Source organism: Streptomyces sp. NPDC017940 (assembly GCF_044328435.1).
Lineage (GTDB): Bacteria > Actinomycetota > Actinomycetes > Streptomycetales > Streptomycetaceae > Streptomyces.
The window spans coordinates 243467-266669 of sequence record NZ_JBIRHJ010000007.1; the positions used below are offsets into that span (position 1 = coordinate 243467).

General features: G+C 74.2%; 16 protein-coding genes. 8 read left to right on the top strand and 8 right to left on the bottom strand.

What is annotated here, in order from left to right; translation table 11 throughout:
• Positions 1–71: 71 nt before the first annotated feature.
• Positions 72–1469, top strand: coding sequence for a DNA-3-methyladenine glycosylase 2 family protein (locus tag ACH4DX_RS24710; RefSeq protein ID WP_398156724.1), 1398 nt, complete (start codon positions 72–74; stop codon positions 1467–1469).
• A 45-nt stretch (positions 1470–1514) separates the two neighbouring features.
• Here ACH4DX_RS24710 and ACH4DX_RS24715 read toward each other — a convergent pair whose 3' ends face one another.
• From ACH4DX_RS24715 to ACH4DX_RS24725, 3 genes are read right to left on the bottom strand one after another with little or no spacing between them, the layout of a single operon-like run.
• Positions 1515–1802 carry a hypothetical protein gene (locus ACH4DX_RS24715; protein WP_398156725.1) on the bottom strand — a complete coding sequence of 96 codons (288 nt, stop codon included), beginning with the start codon at positions 1800–1802 and terminating at the stop codon, positions 1515–1517.
• 7 nt (positions 1803–1809) lie between these two features.
• Positions 1810–2301, bottom strand: a complete 492-nt coding sequence (locus ACH4DX_RS24720) for a DUF456 domain-containing protein (RefSeq protein WP_398156726.1) — start codon at positions 2299–2301, stop codon at positions 1810–1812.
• Positions 2302–2343: 42 nt separating this feature from the next.
• Entirely contained in the window at positions 2344–3375 is a 1032-nt protein-coding gene (locus ACH4DX_RS24725; RefSeq protein ID WP_398156727.1) for a helix-turn-helix transcriptional regulator, read from the bottom strand.
• 2205 nt (positions 3376–5580) lie between these two features.
• Between ACH4DX_RS24725 and ACH4DX_RS24730 the strand changes: the two genes are divergently transcribed.
• Together ACH4DX_RS24730 and ACH4DX_RS24735 are read left to right on the top strand one after the other, a co-directional pair.
• Positions 5581–6615: a protein phosphatase 2C domain-containing protein gene (locus ACH4DX_RS24730; protein ID WP_398156728.1), complete on the top strand. Its 1035-nt coding sequence runs from the start codon at positions 5581–5583 to the stop codon at positions 6613–6615.
• A 94-nt stretch (positions 6616–6709) separates the two neighbouring features.
• The gene (locus ACH4DX_RS24735) at positions 6710–8452 is read left to right on the top strand and encodes a pyruvate dehydrogenase (RefSeq protein ID WP_398116103.1); all 1743 of its coding nucleotides are present in this window, start codon (positions 6710–6712) and stop codon (positions 8450–8452) included.
• Between the two features lie 257 nt (positions 8453–8709).
• Here the strand turns inward: ACH4DX_RS24735 and ACH4DX_RS24740 are convergent, their stop codons facing one another.
• Positions 8710–11772 (bottom strand): alpha-mannosidase, encoded by a 3063-nt coding sequence (locus tag ACH4DX_RS24740; RefSeq protein ID WP_398156729.1) that lies wholly within the window; start codon positions 11770–11772, stop codon positions 8710–8712.
• A gap of 315 nt (positions 11773–12087) precedes the next feature.
• On the opposite strand from ACH4DX_RS24740, the gene ACH4DX_RS24745 reads away from it, so the two are divergent.
• Complete coding sequence (locus ACH4DX_RS24745) at positions 12088–12513, top strand: ATP-binding protein (RefSeq protein WP_398156988.1); 426 nt, start codon at positions 12088–12090, stop codon at positions 12511–12513.
• A gap of 444 nt (positions 12514–12957) precedes the next feature.
• Here the strand turns inward: ACH4DX_RS24745 and ACH4DX_RS24750 are convergent, their stop codons facing one another.
• Both ACH4DX_RS24750 and ACH4DX_RS24755 read right to left on the bottom strand, forming a co-directional pair.
• The gene (locus tag ACH4DX_RS24750) at positions 12958–14028 is read right to left on the bottom strand and encodes a DUF2637 domain-containing protein (RefSeq protein ID WP_398156730.1); all 1071 of its coding nucleotides are present in this window, start codon (positions 14026–14028) and stop codon (positions 12958–12960) included.
• 263 nt (positions 14029–14291) lie between these two features.
• On the bottom strand, positions 14292–15167 hold the full coding sequence (locus ACH4DX_RS24755) for a (2Fe-2S)-binding protein (protein WP_398156731.1): 876 nt from the start codon (positions 15165–15167) through the stop codon (positions 14292–14294).
• Between the two features lie 143 nt (positions 15168–15310).
• On the opposite strand from ACH4DX_RS24755, the gene ACH4DX_RS24760 reads away from it, so the two are divergent.
• Complete coding sequence (locus tag ACH4DX_RS24760) at positions 15311–16123, top strand: GntR family transcriptional regulator (RefSeq protein ID WP_398156732.1); 813 nt, start codon at positions 15311–15313, stop codon at positions 16121–16123.
• 52 nt (positions 16124–16175) lie between these two features.
• Here ACH4DX_RS24760 and ACH4DX_RS24765 read toward each other — a convergent pair whose 3' ends face one another.
• The gene (locus tag ACH4DX_RS24765; RefSeq protein ID WP_398115432.1) at positions 16176–16952 is read right to left on the bottom strand and encodes a hypothetical protein; all 777 of its coding nucleotides are present in this window, start codon (positions 16950–16952) and stop codon (positions 16176–16178) included.
• Between the two features lie 172 nt (positions 16953–17124).
• Entirely contained in the window at positions 17125–18810 is a 1686-nt protein-coding gene (locus ACH4DX_RS24770) for a PucR family transcriptional regulator (RefSeq protein WP_398156989.1), read from the bottom strand.
• 373 nt (positions 18811–19183) lie between these two features.
• Between ACH4DX_RS24770 and ACH4DX_RS24775 the strand changes: the two genes are divergently transcribed.
• Genes ACH4DX_RS24775 through pucD form a run of 3 tightly spaced genes read left to right on the top strand, consistent with a single transcriptional unit; the run spans position 19184 to position 23099 of the window.
• A complete protein-coding gene (locus tag ACH4DX_RS24775; protein ID WP_398115430.1) occupies positions 19184–20074 on the top strand; it encodes an FAD binding domain-containing protein in 891 nt (296 codons plus the stop codon).
• Positions 20074–20706, top strand: a complete 633-nt coding sequence (locus ACH4DX_RS24780) for a (2Fe-2S)-binding protein (RefSeq protein WP_398115428.1) — start codon at positions 20074–20076, stop codon at positions 20704–20706. Before ACH4DX_RS24775 ends, ACH4DX_RS24780 begins: the two co-directional genes overlap by 1 nt.
• Positions 20707–20708: 2 nt before the next feature.
• A complete protein-coding gene (gene pucD, locus ACH4DX_RS24785) occupies positions 20709–23099 on the top strand; it encodes a xanthine dehydrogenase subunit D (RefSeq protein ID WP_398156733.1) in 2391 nt (796 codons plus the stop codon).
• The last annotated feature ends 104 nt before the right edge of the window (positions 23100–23203 follow it).

Consider the following 23203-nt stretch of genomic DNA (forward strand, 5'->3'; position numbering starts at 1 on the left):
GGGGCGGCGGGGACGAACGCGACGTCCGATTTCCGCTGGCCCCGGCGCCCGGTGCGACCCACACTGGACGCGTGAGCGACCAGGACACCAGGTACGAGGCCGTGCGCAGCCGCGACGCCCGTTTCGACGGCGTCTTCTTCTTCGCCGTCGCGACGACCGGCATCTACTGCCGGCCGAGCTGCCCGGCCGTCACCCCCAAGCGCCGGAACGTCCGCTACTACCCGACGGCCGCGGCCGCGCAGAGCAACGGCTTCCGCGCCTGCCGCCGCTGCCGCCCCGACGCCGTGCCGGGCTCCGCCGACTGGAACGTCCGCGCGGACGTCGTGGGCCGGGCCATGCGGATGATCGGGGACGGCGTCGTCGACCGCGAGGGCGTCGGCGGCCTCGCCGCCCGCCTCGGCTACAGCGCCCGCCAGGTCCAGCGCCAGCTCACCGCCGAACTCGGCGCGGGCCCCGTCGCCCTCGCCCGCGCGCAGCGCGCCCACACCGCCCGCGTGCTGCTCCAGACCACCGACCTGCCGGTCACGGAGATCGCCTTCGCGGCGGGGTTCGCCAGCGTACGGCAGTTCAACGACACCATCAGGGGCGCCTACGACCTGACACCCACCGGACTGCGCGCCGCCGCGCCCAAGCGGGGCGGCAGCCGCGCCACCCCCGCCGCGGGCATCCCGCTGCGCCTCGCGTACCGCGGCCCCTACCAGGCCGCCGCCGTCTTCGACCTCCTCGCCGAGGAGGCCCTGCCCGGTGTGGAGGACGTCAGCGGCGAGCGCGGCGCCCGGACCTACCGGCGCACGCTGCGGCTTCCGTACGCCTCCGGGATCGTCGCCGTCGAGGAACGCGATCCGCGCCGGGGCGGCGACCCCCACCGCTGCGGTTGGCTCGACGCCCGGCTGCACCTGGGCGACCTGCGCGACCTGACCACCGCCGTGCAGCGCCTGCGCCGGCTCTTCGACCTGGACGCCGACCCGTACGCCGTGGACGAGCGCCTGGCCGCCGATCCCCGCCTCGCCCCGCTCGTCCTGGCCCGCCCGGGGCTGCGCTCACCGGGCGCCGCCGACCCGGAGGAGTTCGCGGTGCGGGCGGTCGTCGGGAGCGCCGCGGCCCGCCGCCTCGTCGTCGAGTTCGGTACGCCGCTGCCCGCGCCGTGCGGCACCCTCACCCATGTCTTCCCCGCCCCCGAGGCCCTCGCCGGGCGGGTGCCGCTGGCCGCCGCTCTCGCGGACGGCGCCGTGTGCCTGGACGCGGGGGCCGACCGCGAGGACGCGGAGCGGCATCTGCGCGCGGTGCCGGGGGTGAGCGCGCCGGTGGCCGCGCTCATCCGGATGCGTGCCCTCGGGGACCCGGACGTCACCGTGCCCGGTGCGGTGTCGTCCGACGGGTGGCGGCCCTGGCGGTCGTACGCCCTGCGGCACCTTCGGTGTGCGCCGCGGGGCGTCGCGGTGCCCGAACCGCCGCTGCTCTCGGCGTGAACCGGTCCCTCCTTCCGCCGCGCCGCTCCGCTGCGGGCCTCGTCCTCAGCCGCCGGACGGGCTGCGGCTTCGCCGTGCCCGCGCCCGACGGATCGCGTACCAGCCCGCCGCCGTCAGTGCCGCGGCGAGCACCGCGGTGCCGGTGACGGGCAGGCCGGTGGACGCGAGGCGGCCGGGTGGGCCGGGACTTGCCCGCGGGGCGGGGGAGTTCGGGTCGCCGGATCTGCCGCCGCCTGAGCCTTCGCCGCCGGAGCCGGAGCCGGATCCGGAGCCGCGGATGTCCACGCCGCGCACTCGCCACGGCCGCCCGCTCACACCGTCGCGCTCGGGCACCGGCCCCTCACCCACCGCCCCCGACCACCACCGCCCCCACCCACGCCCCCACGATCAGCAGGCACGCGAACAGTTCCGCGAACACGTTCCAGCCCCCGGCCCGCAGTGCCGTCCGCACCGCCGTCACGGCCTCGCCGCGCCCCCCGAGCCGTATCCGCTCGGACAGGTAGAGCCCGCCGATGAACCCCGGCAGCGCGCCGAGCACCGGCACCAGGCAGAACCCGAGCAGCGCGCCGCCGCCCGCGAAGACGGCCATGCGGTGGGTCGCCCCCGACTCCCGCAGCCGCCGCGGCGGCAGCTGCCAGCGCACGGCCTGGGACAGCAGCAGCACCAGCGTCGCGCCCACCAGGACGCCCCAGGCGAGCCCGTTCGGGTCCTGGAGCGCCCACCACAGCACCCCGGCCCACACGAGCCAGGACCCCGGCACTCCGGGCACAAGCACTCCGCACAGGCCGAGCAGCACGACAACGCCGACCAGCAGGAGTTCCCACGCTCCCATCTGTTCAGAGTGCAGGAACGGCTACGGAACCGCAGGTCGGCGTCAGTCCCGGGCCACCGCGGGAGCCACCGCGCCGGGTCCCGCACCGGTCGCCTCACGGGCCACCCAGCCCCGCTCGTAGGCGTGCCAGCCGAGCTGGAGCCGCGTCGTCACACCCGCCAGCTCCATCAGCCGCTTCACCCGGCGCTGTACGGTGCGCAGGCCCAGGTCGAGCTGTTTCGCGACGCTCGCGTCGGTCATGCCGGCGAGCAGCAGCGAAAGCACCTCGAGATCGGTGCCGTCCGGTCCTTCGGCGTCGCTCTCGCGCACCGTGCCGCCCTCGCCGATGCGCAGCGGCAGGGCGGTGCGCCACACCGCCTCGAACAGGCCCGTCAAGGACTCCAGCAGGCCGCTCGCGTGCACCACGAGCGCCGCGGGTTCCGCGGTGCGCGACGTCAGCGGCACCATCGCCAGGGTGCCGTCCACGACCACCAGCTTGGTCGGTACGCGGTCGGCGACCCGGATCTGCTCCTCGCGCCGCATCGCCGCCGAGACCTCGAGGAGGCCGGTGGGCGCGGTGAGCACCTCGCGCTCGATGACGACACGGTAGCGCACGCCCCGGCTCGCGGCGCGTTCCTCCGCGTCGTTCTCCACGCCCGTGACCGCGACGGGCCTGCCCGTCACCAGGGCGCACACCTCGCGGCTCGCGCCGAGCTGCAACTGCAAGAAGCGCTGGGCGACCGCGGGGCCGCCGGTCACCACCTCGACCAGGTCGTGCGCGGTGGGCTCGGCCGCCCGGGCCCGGTACTCCTCCGCGAGGAGGGTCGCCGCGAGCTCCGCCTGCTCCAGATCGTGCCGGTGCTGGGTGAGCAGCGCCCCGAGCGCCACCCCGGGGGGCGCCGCCACCCAGCGTCCCGCACGCCCCGAGGCCTGCGCGGCCAGGCCGTGCCGCTCCAGGCGGCGCAGCGCGCGCTCGGTCTCCCGCTCGCCCAGGGTGAGCCGCCGCGCCAGGTCGGGCACGTCGGCCGCGCCCACCGACACCAGTGCCCGGTACGCCGCCTCGTGCGTCTCGTCCAGACCTATCGCTGCCAGCATGCGCAGCCGTCCCTCCCCGATGGCCCTCCCGCGGGCGCGGCCTCCCGATGGTCGTGGCGCGTTCGCCCGCCCGTGGCGGAAAAGAGCCACGGCGTAAACCCGCCGTGAGCATCATCCCCGCTGGACCCGGCGGTCTGCCAAGGTGTCCCCGCGCCGGGCGGTCCTCCCGTGGGGGGTGGGACCGCCCGACGCGTCACCCGCCCCGGCTCGGCCGTGAATTTCCCGACGCACCGTTTTCGTACGGGCTGTGCGGTGGACAATGGGGGGATGAGCCAGCAGGGGGAGAGGCCCACCGGCCACGGAACCGGTTCCGACCGGCCCGACCGGCCCGTCAAGTCCGACCACTCCGACCCCTCCGTTCAGGAGGACGACTGGTGGGGCCAGTTGTACGACGAGTCCGAGGACGACGCGGGCCCCACGGCGGCGGCGGACACCCTGGACGACCGCTTCGCCTCAGCCGCGGGCACGGTGGGCGCCGTGAACACGGCTTCCGGGGGCGGGGGTTCGGCTCCCGGTAGCGCGTCGTACGGGGTTCCACCGCAACGGGACGGGGCGGCGGGCGAGGTGCCTTCCACTCCCGTGGACGGGCCCCGGGACGGTGCCGAGCGCGAGGCCACGGCTAGCCGGGCGGCGGCTGCCTCGGGTGAGGGTGACGGGGTGCCGGGAGGCGGCGACGCTGTTCCGGGGCGTCCGGATTCCGACTCACCTTCCGGGCCGGGTTCCGACTCACCCTCCGGGCCCGATTCCGGGCCGGGTTCCGGTCAGGACGGCTCGGGGCGGCGCGACGTGGGGTCGGGGGGCGGTGGTTCCGCCTCGGGTCGCGGGGACTCCGGGCAGGGTCGTTGGGGCTCCGCATCGGGGCGTCACGGTTCCGTGTCGGGGTGGGTGGGTCCTGTTCCTGGGCAGGCGGAGCCCGTTCCCGGGCAGACAGATCCCGTCCCCGAGAAGACAGGCCCCGTGCCTGAACAGGCGGAGCCCGTATCCAGGCGGACGGAGCCCGTGTCCGGGCAGGCGGACCCCGTCGCATACCGGCGGGACCCCGCCCCCGGCCGACGGCAGGCCCTCCCGGACTGGTTGACGTCACCGGAGCACCGGCCGCCCCCTCCCGTCACCGAGCCTCCACAGCCCCTCGGACCACCACCGTCCACACCGCCTCGGCCCCCGGAGTCGGAGCGTCCGGCCCCGGAATACCCCGGCGAGGCCCCGGCACCCCCCGGCCCGGCCCCGCGGCCTTCGGCCCGAGCCCAGGAGCCCCCGGGCCCCCCGACGGTAGACCCCGGCCCCCCGACGGCCCCGGGGACTCCGCCGCCCCCGCCGCCGTCCCGGGAAGCCTCCCGCCCCTCGGCCGAAACGCCTTCGACGCACCGGCCTAGCACCCCGCCCCGCCCGGCAGCCGCCCCGGCCCCGCCCCTGCCCCCGGCCGCTCCGACCGGACCTTGGCCCCCGGCGGACGCGGCCCGCCCCGAGGCAGGCCCTGCCCAGTCCCCGGCGGACGCGACTCGGCCCCCGGCGGACGCGCCCCGTCCCGAGACGGAGGTGCCCCAGCCCCCGGCGGAGTCACCCCGGCCCCTGGCAGACGCGCCCCGACCTCCGGCGGACGCGCCCCGCCCCCCGGCGGAGTCACCCCGCCCCCCGGCGGAGTCACCCCGCCCCCCGGCAAACACGACCCACCCCAAGGCAAACGCAACCCCGCCCAAGCCCGCCCCCAACCCCCGCCGCCCCGAGGCACCGCCCCCGGGGCCACCCACCGTCCCCGCCCCGCCCGAGGGCTCCTCCCGCAGTGGGCCGTCCCGCCCCGTGTCGCCCGCCCCCTGGCACCCGCCCGCCGAGCCCCCGCTCCCACCCCGCACCTCCGCGACGCCACCCTCGAAGCCACCGAGCCCCACAAGCTCCACCGCCCCCACAGGCCCCCTCGGCCCCCCGGCAGGCACCACCCCCACGAGCCCGACCGTCGCCCACGACGCCACCACCCCCACGGGCCCGACCGTCGCCCCCGACGCCACCACCCCCACCGTCCCCCACAACCCCACCAGCCCCCTGCCCCAGGGACGCCCCGCACCTCACATGCCCGGGACCGGGGTGCCCGGCGCCCCGACCTACCGTGCTCCCGACCCCTGGGCGCCCGCCCACGGCCCGGTGCAGCCCAGGACGTTCCCCGGCGCGCGAAGCGGTGACGCGGGTGGGGTGGCGGTCGGGGGAGGGCAGGTGGCCGGTGCGGGGGGCGCGGCGGGGCGGGGGGTGCCCGCGTATGTGGGGGACGGGCCGCCGACGTACGAGGCGGAGCCCACGGGGCTGGCCGCTGCCGACCCGGACGCCCTCGGCGAGCTGGTCGCGGACACCGTGCTCGACGGCGCCCGCTACGGCACAAGCACCCTGCGGGCGGTGTCCATGCGCGGCGACTCGGCCAGGTACCGGGGCGAGCCCCGCCGCGACGCCCTGCTCACGGCCCGCTTCGGCAGCGGCGACGACGCGCTGCTGCTCGTCGCCATGGCCACCGGCGCCCGCGCCACCGCAGGCGCGCACCGGGCCGCGGCCGACGCCTGCGCCTGGATCGGGCGCGCGGTGGGCCGCAGCCACCACCGCCTCGCCCAGGACCTCCGCGCGGCCCGCCGCGGCGACCTGAAGTCGGGCCTGCACCGCCTCACCGACCGCAGCCTCGGCAAGCTCCGCGCCCGCGCCGCCGAACTGGGCCTGGAGCCGGACGAGTACACGGCATCGCTGCGCTGTCTGCTGCTGCCCGCCGACCCCGAGTGCCGCACCCGGGTGTTCTTCGGCGTGGGCGCGGGCGGCCTGTTCCGGCTGCGCGGCGGCGAGTGGCAGGACATCGAGCCGCGCGTCGCCCGAAGCGCGGGCGAACCCGTCGTCGGCTTCGGCTCCCCGCCCGCCGAGGCCCCCGACGGCGACCGCCTCACCATGGACCTGGGCATACCGACACCCCCGAGCCCGTACGAGCCCGCACCCGCGGCGGCGTCGGGCGCGGGCGCGGGCCCGCACCACCGCGACCCCGCCCGCGACCCGTTCCGGTTCCGGGCCTCCGTCGCCCGCCCGGGTGACACGCTCCTGCTGTGCAGTGCGGGCCTCGCCGAGCCCCTGCGCGGCGAGCCGGAACTCGCACGCCACCTCACCCGCAGGTGGACCGGGGGCGGCCCGCCCGGCCTCGCCGCGTTCCTCGCCGACGCCCAGGTACGGGTCAAGGGATACGCCGACGACCGCACGGCCGCCGCCGTGTGGGAGGCATGAGCGGCGCCCCCGCGCATTCTGTGACTTCATGGACCCCGAGAGACACACCGCACGACATCGTTGACCTCGCATGCTCGAAGGGGTGCATGAACAGATGGGCAAGAAGAACGTCGCCGAGCAGTTCGTCGACATCCTCGTCCGCGCCGGAGTCACACGCCTCTACGGAGTCGTCGGCGACAGCCTGAACCCCGTCGTGGACGCCATCCGCCGCACCAGGGGAATCGACTGGATCCAGGTGCGGCACGAGGAGACCGCCGCGTTCGCGGCGGGCGCGGAGGCCCAGGTCACCGGCTCCCTCGCGGCCTGCGCGGGCTCCTGCGGCCCGGGCAACCTGCACCTCATCAACGGCCTCTACGACGCCCACCGCTCCATGGCCCCGGTCCTCGCCCTCGCCTCCCAGATCCCGTCCAGCGAGATCGGCCTCGGCTACTTCCAGGAGACCCACCCCGACCAGTTGTTCCGCGAGTGCAGTCACTACTGCGAACTGATCTCCAGTCCCCAGCAGATGCCGCGGCTGCTCCACACGGCCATCCAGCACGCCGTCGGCCGGTCGGGCGTCAGCGTCGTGTCGCTGCCCGGCGACATCGCCTCCGCGGCCGCGCCGGACAAGGCCGCCGAGACCGCCCTCGTGACCTCACGCCCCTCCGTGCGGCCCGGCGACGCCGAGATCGACGAGCTCGCCGCGATGATCGACGAGGCCGACAAGGTCACCCTCTTCTGCGGCAGCGGCACCGCGGGCGCCCACGCCGAGGTGATGGAGTTCGCCGAGAAGATCAAGTCCCCGGTGGGGCACGCGCTGCGCGGCAAGGAGTGGATCCAGTACGACAACCCGTACGACGTGGGCATGAGCGGCCTGCTCGGCTACGGCGCCGCGTACGAGGCCACCCACGAGTGCGACCTCCTGATCATGCTCGGCACGGACTTCCCGTACAACGCCTTCCTGCCCGACGACGTGAAGATCGCCCAGGTCGACGTGCGCCCCGAGAACCTCGGCCGCCGCTCCAGGCTGGACCTCGCCGTCTGGGGCGACGTACGCGAGACCCTGCGCTGTCTGACCCCGCGCGTCGCAGCGAAGCGGAACCGCAAGTTCCTGGACAAGATGCTGAAGAAGCACGCCGACGCGCTCGAAGGCGTGGTGAAGGCGTACACGCGCAAGGTCGAGAAGCACGTCCCGATCCACCCCGAGTACGTGGCGTCCGTCCTCGACGACCTCGCCGACGACGACGCCGTCTTCACCGTCGACACCGGCATGTGCAACGTCTGGGCCGCCCGCTATCTCTCGCCGAACGGCAAGCGGCGCATCATCGGCTCCTTCAGCCACGGCTCGATGGCCAACGCGCTGCCGCAGGCCATCGGCGCCCAGTTCACCGACCGCAAGCGGCAGGTCGTGTCGATGTCGGGCGACGGCGGTTTCACCATGCTGATGGGTGACTTCCTCACTCTCGTGCAGTACGACCTGCCGGTGAAGGTCGTGTTGTTCAACAACTCCTCGCTCGGCATGGTGGAGCTGGAGATGCTCGTCGCGGGGCTGCCCTCGCACGGCACCGGGAACCACAACCCCGACTTCGCCGCCGTGGCCCGTGCCGCCGGGGCCTACGGCGTGCGGGTGGAGAAGCCCAAGCAGCTCGCCGGCGCGCTGAAGGACGCCTTCGCGCACAAGGGCCCCGCCCTCGTCGACATCGTCACCGACCCCAACGCCCTCTCCATCCCGCCCAAGATCAGCTCCGACATGGTCACCGGGTTCGCCCTGTCCGCCAGCAAGATCGTCCTGGACGGCGGGGTGGGGCGCATGGTGCAGATGGCCCGCTCCAACCTGCGCAACGTGCCGAGGCCCTGACCCACGCGGGGCGCCCCGGTCCCGCCCCTTCCCGAACCAGGGGGCTGCGCCCCCTGGACCCCCGCTTTATCGGCGCTCCGCGCCTCGTCCTCAAACGCCGGACGGGCTGAAAATCTTCGCCGCACCGGAAGACGCTGCCGCACCGGCGACCATCTGAGCCCGTCCGGCGATTGAGGACGAGGCCGCAGGCCGACAACGGGGTCTGGGGCGGAGCCCCAGGATCGGAGAAGGGGCGGGACCGGGGCGCCCCGCGAGGGCTACGCCGGGCGCAGTCGCAGGGTCAGGATCTGGAACGGGCGCAGGGCCAGGGCCAGACCCGCGCCGGTGGTCTCGGCGGGGTGCAGGGGGCGTTCCAGGAGGTCGGTGACGTCGGCCCGGGTGACGGGGAAGGACGTCGTCAGGACGGCACGGGCCCGCCCGCCCCGGGACTCGTACAGCCGCACCACCACGTCCCCGCTGCGATCCTCGGCCAGCTTGACCGACTCCACGGTCACCCCGGGGTGATCGACCCGCACGAGGGGCGCGACGGCGGGCGCGTCGGCGACCCGCAGGGGGAGGTTCAGGGCGAGGCCCTCGGCGACCGCGTCGCCCGTCTCCGCGCCGGGCAGCAACGCGTACGTGAAGTGGTGGGTGCCGACGTCGGTGTCCGGGTCGGGGCTGTGCGGCGCGCGCAGGAGGGTGAGGCGGACGGTGGTGCCGAGCCCCTCGGCGTGCGGGGTCCGGGTCACGTCGTGCCCGTACGTGGAGTCGTTGAGGACGGCGATCCCGTACCCCTCCTCGGCCACCCGCAGCCACCGGTGCGCGCAGATCTCGAAGCGCGCCGCGTCCCAGGAGGTGTTGGCGTGCGTCGGCCGCTGCACATGCCCGAACTGGATCTCCGCGGCGGACCTCTCCGCCTGCACGTCGAGGGGGAACGCCGCCTTGAGGACCTTCTCCGACTCCCGCCACTCCACCTCGGTGACCACGTCGACGCGGCGGCTGCCCGCGGCGAGCCGCAGCTCCTGCGTGATCCGCGAACCGGCGCCGAAGACGCGGACGACCCGCACGGACGCCCGCAGCGGCCCGTCCTCCACCAGCTCCACCGACTCCGCCCGGATGAGGTCGGTGTGGCGGTGGCGGTAGTGCTTGTCGAGGTCCCAGGCGTCGTAGTGGGTGGGGTGGTCGGGGTGCAGCTGGAGGAGGTTGCCGCGGCTGCCGGGGGCGAGGACCTCGCGGTCGGCGGCGCGGTCGACGACGGAGGCGAGCAGGCCGTCCGAGTCGACGGTGACCCGCAGGTGCTCGTTGGACAGGACGATCTCGTGGCCGGTGCGGGTCGCCGTGGTCACCGCGCCCGTCTCCCGCTCCTGCCCGGCGGCCTCCGCGAGCCCGCGCGCGCCGAAGCCGCCGACGTCCACGTGCACCAGGTGCCCCTCGTGCGCGACGACCTCGCTGCGGGCGTACGGCGACGCGTTGAGCACCGAGGCCTCGCCGCCGCCGAGGTGGCGCACCGCCTCCGCGGTGAGCGTGTCGAGCTCGGCGAGCACGCGCGCGTAGGTGTCGCGGGCCTCGCGGTGCACCCAGGCGATGGAGGAGCCCGGCAGGATGTCGTGGAACTGGTGGAGCAGGACCGTCTTCCACAGGCGGTCCAGGTCGTCGTACGGGTAGGCGTAGCCGGGGTCCTTCACGGCGGCCGCCGCGCACCACAACTCGGCCTCCCTGAGGGCGTGTTCACTGCGGCGGTTGCCGCGCTTGGTGGCGGCCTGCGAGGTGTACGTGGCGCGGTGCAGCTCCAGGTACAGCTCACCGGACCAGACGGGGGCCCGCTCGCCGTACTCCGCCTCGGCCGCCGCGAAGAACGCCGACGGCTTCTCGACCTCGACGCGCGGTGAGCCCTCCAGGGACCGCAGCCTGCGCGCCCGCTCCAGCATCTCCCGGGTGGGTCCGCCGCCGCCGTCGCCCCAGCCGAACGGCACCAGGGAGCGCGTGGCCCGCCCCTTGTCGGCGAAGTTCCGCTCGGCGTGGGCGAGTTCGGCGCCGTGGAGCTGGGAGTTGTAGGTGTCCACGGGCGGGAAGTGGGTGAACACCCGGGTCCCGTCGATGCCCTCCCACCAGAAGGTGTGGTGCGGCATCTTGTTGGACTGGTTCCAGCTCAGCTTCTGGGTGAGGAACCACCGTACGCCCGCGAGCCGTGCCAGCTGCGGGAACGCGGCGGTGTACCCGAAGGAGTCCGGCAGCCAGATCTCCTCGGTCTCGACCCCGAACTCCTCCTGGAAGAAGCGCTTGCCGTGCACGATCTGGCGGGCGAGCGCCTCACCGCCGGGCATGTTGGCGTCGGACTCCACCCACATCGAGCCCACCGGCACCCAGTTCCCGTCCGCGACGGCCTTCTTGATGCGCTCCCAGATGTGCGGCTGGTGCTCCTTCACCCAGGCGTACTGCTGCGCCTGCGAGCACGCGAACACCAGTTCCGGGTAGTCGCGCGCGAGTGCCGTCACGTTGGCGAAGGTCCGGGAGGCCTTGCGCACGGTCTCGCGCAGCGGCCACAGCCAGGCCGAGTCGATGTGCGCGTGTCCCGTGGCCGAGACGCGGTGGGCGCTGGCGTGGGCGGGCCGGGCGAGCACCTCGGCCAGCTCGGCGCGGGCCGCGGCGGCGGTGCCGGACACGTCGTGCAAATCGAGCGTGTCGAGCATGTCCTCCAACGCGCGCAGGATCTCGTGTCTGCGCGGCCGCCCCGCGTCCAGCTCCCGCATGAGTTCCGCGAGGACCTCGATGTCCAGCGTCAGCTGCCAGACGTCCTCGTCGAGTACGGCGAGGTCGGCAGCCGCGAAACGGTAGGCGGGGGCATCGCCCGCCGTCAGGACGTCCCCGAGCGGGGTCGGCTCGAAGTCGTGCAGGACGGCGGGGTTGGCGGCCGCCTCCAGGAGCAGCCGCACCGGCTCGCCGCCGCGCGCGCGGGCGGCCACGGGCACGTGCCGGTTGCGCGGGTGGATGCCCTTCAAGGGCACACCGGACGCGTCGTACACGAGCCCTTCGGCCTGGAACCCGGGCCCCTCCCCGGTGAACCCGGGGTCGATCACCGCTTCGACACGCCGGCCCTCCCACTCCCGCGGCACCTCGCCCTCGAGGCGGAACCAGCTGGTGGACCAGGGCCTTCCCCACTCCGCACCGGTCTCGAAGGGTGCGTACGGCTCCGCGATGGCCTCGGCCACCGGCACCGGCTCACCGGGCGCATGCCACACGGACAGGGTGAGCGGCACCCTCGCTGCGTACTGGGCGGGCCGGATGAACTGCCGCAGAGCGCGCTCCAGGCGCTCCTCCACCAGCAGTCGGTCGTCGTGCACGGCGGCTCCTTCGTGTGGTCGTTCGATGCTCGGCGGTACGAGGCTCCACTTCCCCCCGAGCCATCGGACCATCCTTGTCACCGATTGACGAATGGACATGAGTGCGGCCAGGTGAGGCGGGCATGCATTCCGTGAGCACGTTGGACACGTAGGGCCGGGCGGGGGCTCGACCACAGGGTGGCGGGGGTCATGACGAGACACTTACGAGGTGCCTCCATCGAAACCACGGGGTTCATCGGATCCGCCGGATCCATGGAACCCACAGGATCCGTGGAACCCGAGGGATCCACGGGATTCATCGATACGGAGGCTTCCATTCCGAAACGACCTGACGAGGCGTCCGGGCACGCGGCGGGCACCGGACCGCCGCAGCTGAGCCGCAGGCTCGACCGCCGTGACCTGCGGGCGGTGTCCGAGGTCCGGGGCGCGCTGCGGGAGCTGCTGCGGCACTGGGGGTTGCCGGGGCGCGCCGACACGGCGGAGCTGCTCGCCAGCGAACTGGTCACCAACGCCCTGGTCCACACCGACCAGGCCGCGGTCGTGACCGCCACGGTGGGGCCGGGGCGGCTGCGGGTCGAGGTCCGCGACTTCGTGCCGCGGCGTCCGCGGGTGCGCTCCTCCGAGGAGGGCGAGGGCACCCATGGGCGGGGGCTCGTGCTTGTGCGGTCCCTGGCGGATGCCTGGGGGGTGCGGGTGCGGGGGGTCGGCAAGGTGGTGTGGTTCGAGCTCAACGCGGGGTGAGCCCTGCTCGGGTGCGGGTGTCCTGGTTGCCCTGCACAGGGGGTTGCCGTTCCACCGGGCTCGGGCCCTGTCGGCCTGCGGCCTCGTCCTCAAACGCCGGACGGGCTGAATCATCCTGCCGGGTGGGGTTTGCGGCCTGCGGCCTTGTCCTCAAGCGCCGGACGGGCTAGATCATCCTGCCGGGTGGGGTTTTCGGCCTGCGGCCTCGTCCTCAAGCGCCGGACGGGCTGAAAAAACCTGCCCGGCGGGTTCTTTGGCCTGCGGCCTCGTCCTCGAACGCCGGACGGGCTGAGATATCTGCCCGGCGGGTTCTTCGGCCTGCGGCCTTGTCCTCAAGCGCCGGACGGGCTGAATCAACCTGCCCGGTGGGGTCTTCGGCCTGGGGAGCCGCTCGGGTGGGGGGGTGGGTGGGGGAAAGAGCTGGCCGCAGGCCGATGCGGTGAGTCAGCCGAATTGTTGCTCCAGGTCCTTGAGTTTGCGTTCCAGGGAGTCCAGACGCGGCAGCGTCTGGGTGTCGTCCTCGGCCGTGAGGTCCACGGTCACCGGACCCGCCGCTTCACTCGGCACGGCCTGGAGGGTGGGCCTGGACCGTACGGGCACCTGTTCCTGCGGGGGCGGCGACGGCGGCGGCGTGCCTATGGCGGGGTCCGCGCCGACCTGCGCGGACCCGCCGGAGGACGCGACGGCGGGCACGTCCACCTGCCGCCCGGCGCGGTGATAGCCGCGATGCCCCCGGCTGATGGCCTTGAGCTGGGCCCGGGACAGCTTCTCCTGGTCCCGCCGCCGCGTCCGCGCCTGCTCCTTCTCGCGCCGGTCCTCGCGGACCTCCTCGACGGCCTCGTCGAGGGTGCGTACGCCTTCGAGCAGCATCAGGGACCAGGCGCCGAACGTCTCCCGGGGCGCCCGCAGCCACCGCACGATGCGGATCTGCGGCAGCGGCCGCGGCACGAGCCCCTGCTCGCGCAGCGCCGCCCTGCGGGTCTGCTTCAGCGCGCGGTCGAAGAGGACCGCCGCCGACAGCGACATCCCGGCGAAGAACTGCGGGGCGCCCGCATGCCCGATGCCGCGCGGCGCGTGCACCCAGTTGAACCAGGCGGCGGCGCCCGCGAACGTCCACACGAGCAGGCGCGAGCCGAGCGCCGCGTCGCCGTGGCTGGCCTCGCGCACCGCGAGGACGGAGCAGAACATGGCGGCCCCGTCGAGGCCGAAGGGGACCAGGTACTCCCAGCCGCCGGTGAGGTTCAGGTTCTGGCGGCCGAAGCCGACCAGGCCGTGGAAGGAGAGCGCGGCGGCGACCGCGGCGCAGCAGAAGAGCAGGACGTAGGAGGCGGTGCCGTACACGGCTTCCTTGCGCCTGCGGCGCTCCTCGCTGCGCTCCCACGAATCGTCGCTCGCGGTGGCCGCCTTCGCCTGGGCCTTCCTGCCCCGCGCGAGCACCGCCACCGCCACCGCCATGCCCAGAAGAAGAATGCAGCCGGGCAGCAGCCAGTCCAGCGATATGTCGGTCAGTCTCATCTGCCGTCCCTTGCGTCGCGATAGGGCGTTTTCGGGCGCCATAGTGGCCCACGCCGCACGGCGCCCACGGCGGTTTTCCGGCAAGAGGACGCCAAGGGGGTGGTGAGGGCCGCGCCGAGCGCCGCATACCTCGAACGCACGTAAGAAGGACGGCAAATGAGTTCGATTAAACGGGCACGAACGGATGGTTCAACGCGTGAGGGCGGGGAGGGAAGGTGTCAGGGGTGACCTGAGAGGCCGCCGGGGCAGGGGCGGGCGGGGCGTCAGCTCGCCGCCGCGGCGTCGGCCGTCAGCCGGGCGACACGGTCCGCGTCGCACATGCGCGGGCAGGTGACGCAGGTGTCAGCGGGGCGCAGGGTGTAGAACATGCAGCAGCTCGCCCGGTCCCGGGTGGGCAGCTCCTCGCCGTTCGGACCCGAGAGCGTACGGAACGCGGCCGTGCCGACGTACGGCTTCGTGGCGCCCGGGAGCAGCTGCTCGAGCTCGGCCGTCGCGCGCTGTTCCGCACCGAGCAGATGGGCGACGTACCACAGCCCCTCCACGATCTCGTCGGTGGCGACGGCCCACAGCGCGCGGCCCCGGCGCCGCATGCGCGGCCCGAAGCCGTCGAGCAGCGGGCCCATGTGCTCCGCCACCGCGGCCCGCACCTCACCGCGCAGCGCCTCCTCGTCCGGCACCACCCGGGCGCCGGGCAGCGCGGCCGCAGGGTCGTCGGGGAGGCAGGCGAAGGAGCCGGGGCGCACGGCGAACCTGCCGAGGGCGCGCTGGAAGGCGACGTCCTGGACGGGGTAGCGCGGTACGCGGCGCTGGAGGAACCACGGCACCGTGAACAGCAGGGTGGCTGGCCAGGCGTAGCGGTGCAGGGCGAAGCTGGCGACGACGTCGGGGCGGGCCCGCAGGCCGTAGTCCTCGACGACCTGCGCGTCGTCCCAGGCGAGGAACTCCTCGAAGTCGGGTCCCGCCGCCGCGAGCCGGTCCGCGCTCACCCAGCCACCGCCGCGCGGCAGCTGATCGCCCGCGGTCAGCTCCTGGACGCGCAGCCCGGGGAACACCTCGGTGAGGCGGGCGTAGGCGGCGGTGACGGAGCTCTCGGCGCGCTCCGTACGTCGGGCGCCGCTTTCCAGGGTGGGAACGGACATGCGCGGGGACCACCGAATCACGATCGATTACAGGTAAGCCTAACCTTACCCAAGTTGATCGAGGTTTCAACTGGGGTCCTGTCCGCCTATGGTGCTTCTCGTACGTTTCGGGTCGGTGGCACGCGGCAGCACAGGAGGCGAAGGTGGAGCGGGTGAGCGCACGAGCGGCGGACGGTGCCGCGGGCTGCGCCCCCGTGCGCGTACCGGAGCAGCCCCGGGTGGAGCATGTGGACCGGGTGGCGCGCGGTGCCGCGGTTCCTTCCGGGGGCAGGGGTGACGACCCCTCCGCCCCGGACGCCCCCACCCCCCGCCTCCCCGCCCCCCGCAGGACCGTGCGGCGGTCCTCCGTGCGCGCGCAGGTGCTCGACGCGTTGCGGGCCGCCCTCGTGGGCGGTGACCTCGTCCCGGGGGAGGTGTACTCCGCCCCGGCCCTCGGTGAGCGTTTCGGGGTGTCCGCGACGCCCGTGCGCGAGGCCATGCAGCAGCTCGCCCTGGAGGGCGCCGTGGAGGTGGTGCCGAACCGGGGCTTCCGGGTGCTGCGGCGCGGGGCCAGGGAGCTGGCGGAGCTGGCGGAGGTACGGGCCCTGATCGAGGTCCCGGTGATGCTGCGGCTCGCGCGGAGCGTGCCCGCGGGGGAGTGGGCGCGGCTGCGCCCGCTGGCGGAGGCCACGGTCGCGGCCGCGGCGGTCGGCGACCTGGCCGGGTACGCCGAGACGGACCGCGCCTTCCACGCGGCGCTGCTCGGCCTCTCCGGCAACAAGCAGCTCGTCCACGTCGCCGACGACCTGCACCGGCGCTCCCAGTGGCCCCTGGACACCGGCCCCGTGAGCGGCCGCCGCGCCGACCTGGTGGCCGACGCCGCGGAGCACCTGGCCCTCCTCGAGGCCCTCGTCGCCCGCGACCTGCCGGTGGTCCAGTCCCTGGTGCGGGAGCACTTCGCGGGCGGCGAGGGCTGAACCGGCGGCGAGCGCAAACCGCCGGATCCGCCCGAGCCGACCCCCCCGACCGTCAAGCCGCAGGCGCGGGAGGTGTCAGCTGTGCCGCCAGCCACGCGGGCACCCCGCCGAGCAGCCGGAAGAGCCGCGTGGCCTCCGCGCGGAGCCGGGAGGCCTCCGGCTCGGGCTCGGCGTCCGCGAGGGCGGCGAGGGCCGGGGCCGTGCCCACCAGGAAGCCCAGCTCCTCGCGGAGCCGCAGGGACTCGGTGAAGCCGTGCCTGGCCTCGGCCAACTCGCCCTCGCGCAGGGCGATACCGGCCAGATGGCGCCAGGTGAAGGAGAGCAGGAGCGGGTCGTCGTGGGCGGTGGCGCCCGCGTGGGCGCGCCGGTACGCGGCCCGCGCCGACTGCGGCGAGTCCGCGAGGTGCTCGGCGATCAGTCCGCGCCGGAAGTCGAGGAGGGGCCGCCCGGCCGACCCCGGCGCGAGCAGCGCGGCCGCCCTGCCGAGCGCGGTGCGCGCCTCGTCCGCCCGGTCCCGTACCCCCAACACGGTCGCCGCGTAGGCGAGTTGCCCCCGCTCGCAGGCCGCGGCCCCGCGCGCCTCGTCGTCGTCCGCGACCGCCTCGGCCGTCCGCAGGCTGTCCTCGGCCTCGTCCCAGCCGTCCCCGGTGAACAAGCAGCGCTCGACGAGGAGCGAGGTTCTCTGGACGGCGGCGTCCGCACCCTCCCGGGTGGCGAGCAGCGCTGCCGCGTCGGTCCAGCAGCCGCGCGAGCGCAGCCGCCATACCGCGGTCTGGAGTGGATCGATCCCTGAGTGCGTTCCGGTACCAGACATGGCGGTATGCGCCACGTTGCCCTCCCCTAGCGCGCCGTCGAGCTGTGAGTCGTGGGCGAATCTCAGCACGGATCGGCGGGCCCGGCCAAGGGGATGGGTGAAAGATTTCACAAACGAGGGGGAAGGGGAACGGGCGCCGCACGGGGCGTCCGCGCCGCCCGGGACCCGTGGGCAGGCCCTTTCCGCCTCAGCTCATGCGCAGGGCCAGGAAGAAGTCCAACTTGTCCTCCAGGCGCGAAAGATCACGGCCCGTCAACTGCTCGATACGCCCGACCCGGTAGCGCAGTGTGTTGACGTGCAGGTGCAGCCGCGCCGCGCACCGCGTCCAGGAGCCGTCGCAGTCGAGGAAGGCCTCCAGGGTCGGGATCAGCTCGGCCCGGTGCCTGCGGTCGTACTCACGCAGCGGGTCCAGGAGCCGGGCGGTGAACGCGCGGCGCACGTCGTCGGGGACGAAGGGCAGCAGCAGGACGTGGGAGGCCAGTTCCTGGTGGCCCGCGGCGCACACCCGCCCCGGCCGGGCGGCGGCGACCCTGCGGGCGTGCCGCGCCTCCTCCAGGGCGCCCCGCAGGCCCTCCGCCGAGTGCACGGACGCGCTCACGCCGAGAGTGAGGCGCCCGTCGTCGGCGAGGCCCGCAGCGAGCGGCTCCCGCACGGCGGCGAGCAGCGCGTCGGCGAGCAGCCCCGGCTCGGCTCCCCCGGCCTCCGCGGACATCGCGGGCAGCGGCACGAGCGCGACGGCCTCGTCGCCGGTGTGGGCCACCGCGATCCGGTCCGAGGGGTCGGGCCCCGCCGTCCCCGGGTCGACCAGGATCTCCTCGAGGAGCGACTGGGCCACGGGGCCGCCCGCGATCTCACCCGCCGTCCCGCCGTCCCACTCGACCCGCGCCACGACCACCTGCCAGTGCGGCGCCGCCCCGAGCCCCGGGAGCAGCACCGGCGCGGCGACCCGGAGCCGGGCCGCGATCTCCGCGGGCGCGGCACCCGTCTGGACCAGTTCGAGGACCTCCTGGGCGAGGCGCCTGCGCACCGTGCGCGCGGCGTCCCTGCGGTCCCGCTCGACCGCGATCAGCTGGGTGACGCCCTGGAGCAGGTCGAGGCGCTTTTCGGGCCAGTCGCCGGCGTCCGCCTCGACCGCGAGCAGCCAGTCCGAGAGGACCGTCTCGCGCACGTCCCTGGAGGCGTTCGCCGCGCCCCGGCCGCTGGAGCGGATGGGGAACAGCGAGTACGTCACGCCGTCCACGCCCACCCGGTGCGGGCCGCGGCGGCCGGTGCGGGCGGCGGCCAGGTGCTCCCCCGAGAGGCGGGCGCAGACGGCCGCGGGCAGCGCGGGCCCCGCCGTGCTCGCCCCGGCGATGGGCCGCCCCGCGGGGGAGAGGACCCAGGCCCGCAGGTCCAGGTCGGAGCCGAGCAGGTCGAGGACCACGTCGGGGCCGCCGCCCGCGGGGCCCGACGTCATCAGGCGGCGGTGCCGGTCCACGACGGCCGCGAGGTCCCCGGCGCGCTCGCCGGACACCTGCCGCACGACGTGCTCGGTGATCGTCGCGAACGCCACCGACTCGTTGACGGCGAACAGCGGCAGGCGGTGCCGCGCGCACGACTCCGCCAGGTCGTCGGGGACGGCGCCGAGCTCCGCCTCACCGGCGGCGAGGGCCGCGACCCCGGCCGCCGCGAGGATGCGGACGAAGGGCTCGCTGTCCGCGGCGTCCCTGCGCCAGGCGAGGCCGGTGAGCACCAGTTCGCCGCCCGTGAGGTAGCGGCTCGGGTCGCGCAGGTCCGTGGTCATCACCCCGCGCACCGTGCGGTCGAGCTCGTCCTCGCCGCCGAGCAGCCTGAGGCCGAGGGCGTCGGTGTCAAGGAGTGCGCGCAGCCGCATGGGGTCGTCGCCGCCGATCTGTCTCGATTTCACGTGTGGCCGAGGGCCCGGTCGGTCCGGGGCCGCAGTGGTCCGGGGGGCACCGCGGTTTCCGGGGGGAATCCGCGAGGCTACCCGGGCCCGTTCTTCATACGAATCTACAAGACTTGCAGCTTGGCCAGCCAACTCCTTCATGGTTTCGGTGACTGACCCCTTTGGCGGAGCGGGCGGTGTACTTGGCCCCACTCCGCGTCAACAGCACATGAACGAGTAGTCGAGAGGCGAAGGGCCACCTTGGCCGGAACGTTCGCCCCGGCCCATCAGCCCCATCAGCCCCGGTCGGATCCCCTGGGGGACCCGGCCGTCAGGCACGATCACGAAGAGAGAGCCACTCATGGACTTCCTTCGCCCCGCCAGCTGGGAGGAGGCGCTCGCCGCGAAGGCCGAGCACCCCACCGCTGTGCCGATTGCGGGTGGCACCGACGTCATGGTCGAGATCAACTTCGACCACCGCCGTCCGGAGTACCTCCTGGACCTCAACCGCGTCGGTGAGCTGCGGGAGTGGGAGGTCGGTGCGGACACGGTCCGGCTCGGTGCCTCCGTTCCGTACACCCAGATCATGGAGAACCTGCGCACCGAGCTGCCGGGCCTCGCCCTGGCCTCGCACACGGTCGCGTCCCCCCAGATCCGCAACCGCGGCGGCGTCGGCGGCAACCTCGGCACCGCGTCGCCCGCAGGCGACGCCCATCCGGCCCTGCTCGCCGCCGACTGCGAGGTCGAGGCGGAGTCCGTGCGCGGCTCCCGCCTGATCCCGATCGACGCGTTCTACACCGGCGTGAAGCGCAACGCCCTCGCCGCGGACGAGCTGATCAGAGCCGTGCACATCAAGAAGGCCGACGGGCCGCAGCAGTACTCGAAGGTGGGCACGCGCAACGCGATGGTCATCGCCGTGTGCGCCTTCGGCATCGCCCTGCACCCCGAGACCCGCACGGTGCGCACCGGCATCGGCTCGGCCGCGCCGACGCCGATCCGGGCCACGGCCGCCGAGGAGTTCCTGAACGCGGCGCTCGAGGAGGGCGGCTTCTGGGACAGCGGGAAGATCGTCACTCCCTCGATCGCCAAGCGGTTCGCCCAGCTCGCCGCGGGCGCCGCCAACCCGATCGACGACGTACGCGGCACCGCGAGCTACCGCCGTCACGCCGTCGGCATCATGGCCCGCCGCACGCTCGGCTGGACGTGGGAGACCTACCGCGGCAACGGCCGCACCACGGAGGGAGTCGCGTAATGCGTGTCAACTTCACGGTCAACGGCCGCCGGCAGGAGGCCGACGACGTGTGGGAGGGCGAGTCCCTGCTGTACGTGCTGCGTGAGCGCATGGGCCTGCCGGGCTCCAAGAACGCCTGCGAGCAGGGCGAGTGCGGTTCCTGCACGGTCCGTCTCGACGGCGTGCCGGTGTGCGCGTGCCTGGTCGCGGCCGGGCAGGTGGAGGGCCGTGAGGTCGTCACCGTCGAGGGCCTCGCCGACTTCGCCAAGCAGCGCGCGGAGCACGGCGGTTGCGCGTCCGGCGCCTGCGGCACGTCGCTCCAGGAAGCACAGCGGTGGCGGGCGGACCCGGCCAAGGGGGCGATGGACTCGGGGACCGGCGAGGTCGGCGGCGGCAACCCGGACGCGGCGCTCTCCCCGATCCAGCAGGCGTTCATCGACGCGGGCGCCGTCCAGTGCGGCTTCTGCACCCCCGGCCTGCTGATCGCCGCCGACGAGATGCTGGAGCACAACCCGCAGCCCACCGACGCGGACATCCGCGAGGCGCTGTCCGGCAACCTCTGCCGCTGCACCGGTTACGAGAAGATCCTGGACGCGGTCCGCCTCGCGGCCGCCCGCCAGGACCGTCAGGGACTCCAGGAAGGGGCGGTCTGACCATGGGATCCACACGGACGACCGGCGCACCCACCAAGATCACCCAGGGTTCGCAGACCAAGGGCGGCATCGGCGAGTCGACACTGCGGCCCGACGGGACCCTGAAGGTCACCGGCGAGTTCGCGTACTCCTCGGACATGTGGCACGAGGACATGCTCTGGGGCCAGACGCTCCGCTCCACCGTGGCGCACGCCGAGATCGTGTCCATCGACACCTCCGAGGCGCTCGCGCAGAGCGGTGTGTACGCGGTCCTGACGTACGACGACCTGCCGGCCGAGATGAAGAAGTACGGCCTCGAACTCCAGGACACCCCGGTACTCGCGCACGGCAAGGTCCGCCACCACGGCGAGCCCGTCGCCCTCGTGGCCGCCGACCACCCGGAGACCGCGCGCCGCGCCGCCGCGAAGATCAAGGTCGAGTACCGGGAGCTGCCCCTCGTCACCGACGAGGCGTCGGCGACCGCCCCCGGCGCCGTCCTCGTCCACGAGGGCCGCGACGACGAGTACATCAAGCACGTCCCGCACCCCAACATCGTGCACCGCCAGCCCATCGTCAGGGGCGACGCCGCCGAGGCCGCGAGGAGGGCCGACGTCGTCGTCAGGGGCGAGTACACCTTCGGCATGCAGGACCAGGCCTTCCTCGGCCCGGAGTCCGGCCTCGCCGTGCCCGCGGAGGACGGCGGTGTCGACCTCTACGTCGCCACCCAGTGGCTGCACTCGGACCTGGGGCAGATCGCCCCCGTCCTCGGCCTGCCCGAGGAGAAGGTGCGCATGACGCTGTCGGGCGTCGGCGGCGCGTTCGGGGGCCGCGAGGACATCTCGATGCAGATCCACGCCTGCCTCCTCGCGCTGCGCACCGGCAAGCCGGTCAAGATCGTCTACAACCGCTTCGAGTCCTTCTTCGGCCATGTGCACCGCCACCCGGCGAAGCTGTACTACGAGCACGGGGCCACGCGCGACGGCAAGTTGACGCACATGAAGTGCCGCATCGTCCTGGACGGCGGCGCCTACGCCTCGGCGTCCCCCGCAGTCGTCGGCAACGCGTCCTCCCTCAGCGTCGGGCCGTACGTGATCGACGACGTCGACATCGAGGCCGTCGCCCTCTACACCAACAACCCGCCCTGCGGCGCCATGCGCGGCTTCGGCGCCGTCCAGGCCTGCTTCGCCTATGAGGCCCAGATGGACAAGCTGGCCGCGAGGCTCGGCATGGACCCGGTCGAGCTGCGGCAGCTCAACGCCATGGAGCAGGGCACGCTCCTGCCCACCGGGCAGGTCGTGGACTCACCGGCGCCGGTCGCCGAGATCCTGCGCCGCGTCAAGTCCCGCCCGCTGCCGCCCGAGCGCCAGTGGGAGAGCTCCGAGGGCGCGGACGTCCGCCAGCTCCCCGGCGGCCTGTCCAACACCACGCACGGCGAGGGCGTCGTACGCGGTGTGGGCTACGCGGTCGGCATCAAGAACGTCGGCTTCTCCGAGGGCTTCGACGACTACTCCACCGCCAGGGTGCGCATGGAGGTCATCAACGGCGAGCCCGTGGCGACCGTGCACACCGCGATGGCGGAGGTCGGCCAGGGCGGCGTCACCGTCCACGCGCAGATCGCCCGCACCGAGCTGGGCGTCACCCAGGTGACGATCCACCCCGCCGACACCCAGGTGGGCAGCGCCGGTTCGTCGTCCGCGTCGCGGCAGACGTACGTGACCGGTGGCGCCGTCAAGAACTCCTGCGAGCTGGTGCGCGAGAAGGTCCTCGCACTCGGCCGCCGCAAGTTCGGTACGTACCACCCCGCGTGGGCCACCGCCGAACTCCTCCTGGAGGGCGGCAAGGTCGTCACCGACGGCGGCGAGGTCCTCGGTGACCTGGTCGACGTCCTGGAGGACGAGAGCGTCGAGGTCGAGGCCGAGTGGCGGCACCGCCCCACCGAGCCCTTCGACCTGCGCACGGGGCAGGGCAACGGCCACGTCCAGTACTCGTTCGCCGCGCACCGCGCGGTCGTCGAGGTCGACACCGAGCTCGGCCTGGTCAAGGTCATCGAGCTCGCCGTCGCCCAGGACGTCGGCAAGGCGCTCAACCCGCTGTCCGTGCTCGGCCAGATCCAGGGGGGCACCACCCAGGGCCTGGGCGTCGCGGTCATGGAGGAGATCATCGTCGACCCGAAGACCGCGAAGGTGAAGAACCCCTCCTTCACGGACTATCTGATCCCCACCATCCTCGACACGCCGACCATCCCCGTCGACGTGCTCGAACTCGCCGACGAGCACGCGCCGTACGGGCTGCGCGGCATCGGCGAGGCCCCGACCCTGTCGTCCACCCCGGCCGTCCTCGCGGCGATCAGGAACGCGACGGGTCTCGAGCTCAACCGGACGCCGGTCCGTCCCGAGCACCTCACCGGCACGTGAGGGCGCCGGGGGACACCGTCTCCCGGCACCTTCCTCCCTGTTTCCTCCCTGTTTCCTCCCGTTTTCTCCCCGTAGTTCGCCTCGGGCCGTCCCCCGGGTCGTGC

Excerpts from the sequence above, each read along its gene's own strand:
- ACH4DX_RS24720 (WP_398156726.1), bottom strand. The coding sequence starts at position 2,301 with ATGGGAGCGTGGGAACTCCTGCTGGTCGGCGTTGTCGTGCTGCTCGGC.
- ACH4DX_RS24725 (WP_398156727.1), bottom strand. The coding sequence starts at position 3,375 with ATGCTGGCAGCGATAGGTCTGGACGAGACGCACGAGGCGGCGTACCGG.
- ACH4DX_RS24735 (WP_398116103.1), top strand. The coding sequence starts at position 6,710 with ATGGGCAAGAAGAACGTCGCCGAGCAGTTCGTCGACATCCTCGTCCGC.
- ACH4DX_RS24750 (WP_398156730.1), bottom strand. The coding sequence starts at position 14,028 with ATGAGACTGACCGACATATCGCTGGACTGGCTGCTGCCCGGCTGCATT.
- ACH4DX_RS24755 (WP_398156731.1), bottom strand. The coding sequence starts at position 15,167 with ATGTCCGTTCCCACCCTGGAAAGCGGCGCCCGACGTACGGAGCGCGCC.
- ACH4DX_RS24770 (WP_398156989.1), bottom strand. The coding sequence starts at position 18,810 with ATGCGGCTGCGCGCACTCCTTGACACCGACGCCCTCGGCCTCAGGCTG.
- ACH4DX_RS24775 (WP_398115430.1), top strand. The coding sequence starts at position 19,184 with ATGGACTTCCTTCGCCCCGCCAGCTGGGAGGAGGCGCTCGCCGCGAAG.
- ACH4DX_RS24780 (WP_398115428.1), top strand. The coding sequence starts at position 20,074 with ATGCGTGTCAACTTCACGGTCAACGGCCGCCGGCAGGAGGCCGACGAC.
- pucD (WP_398156733.1), top strand. The coding sequence starts at position 20,709 with ATGGGATCCACACGGACGACCGGCGCACCCACCAAGATCACCCAGGGT.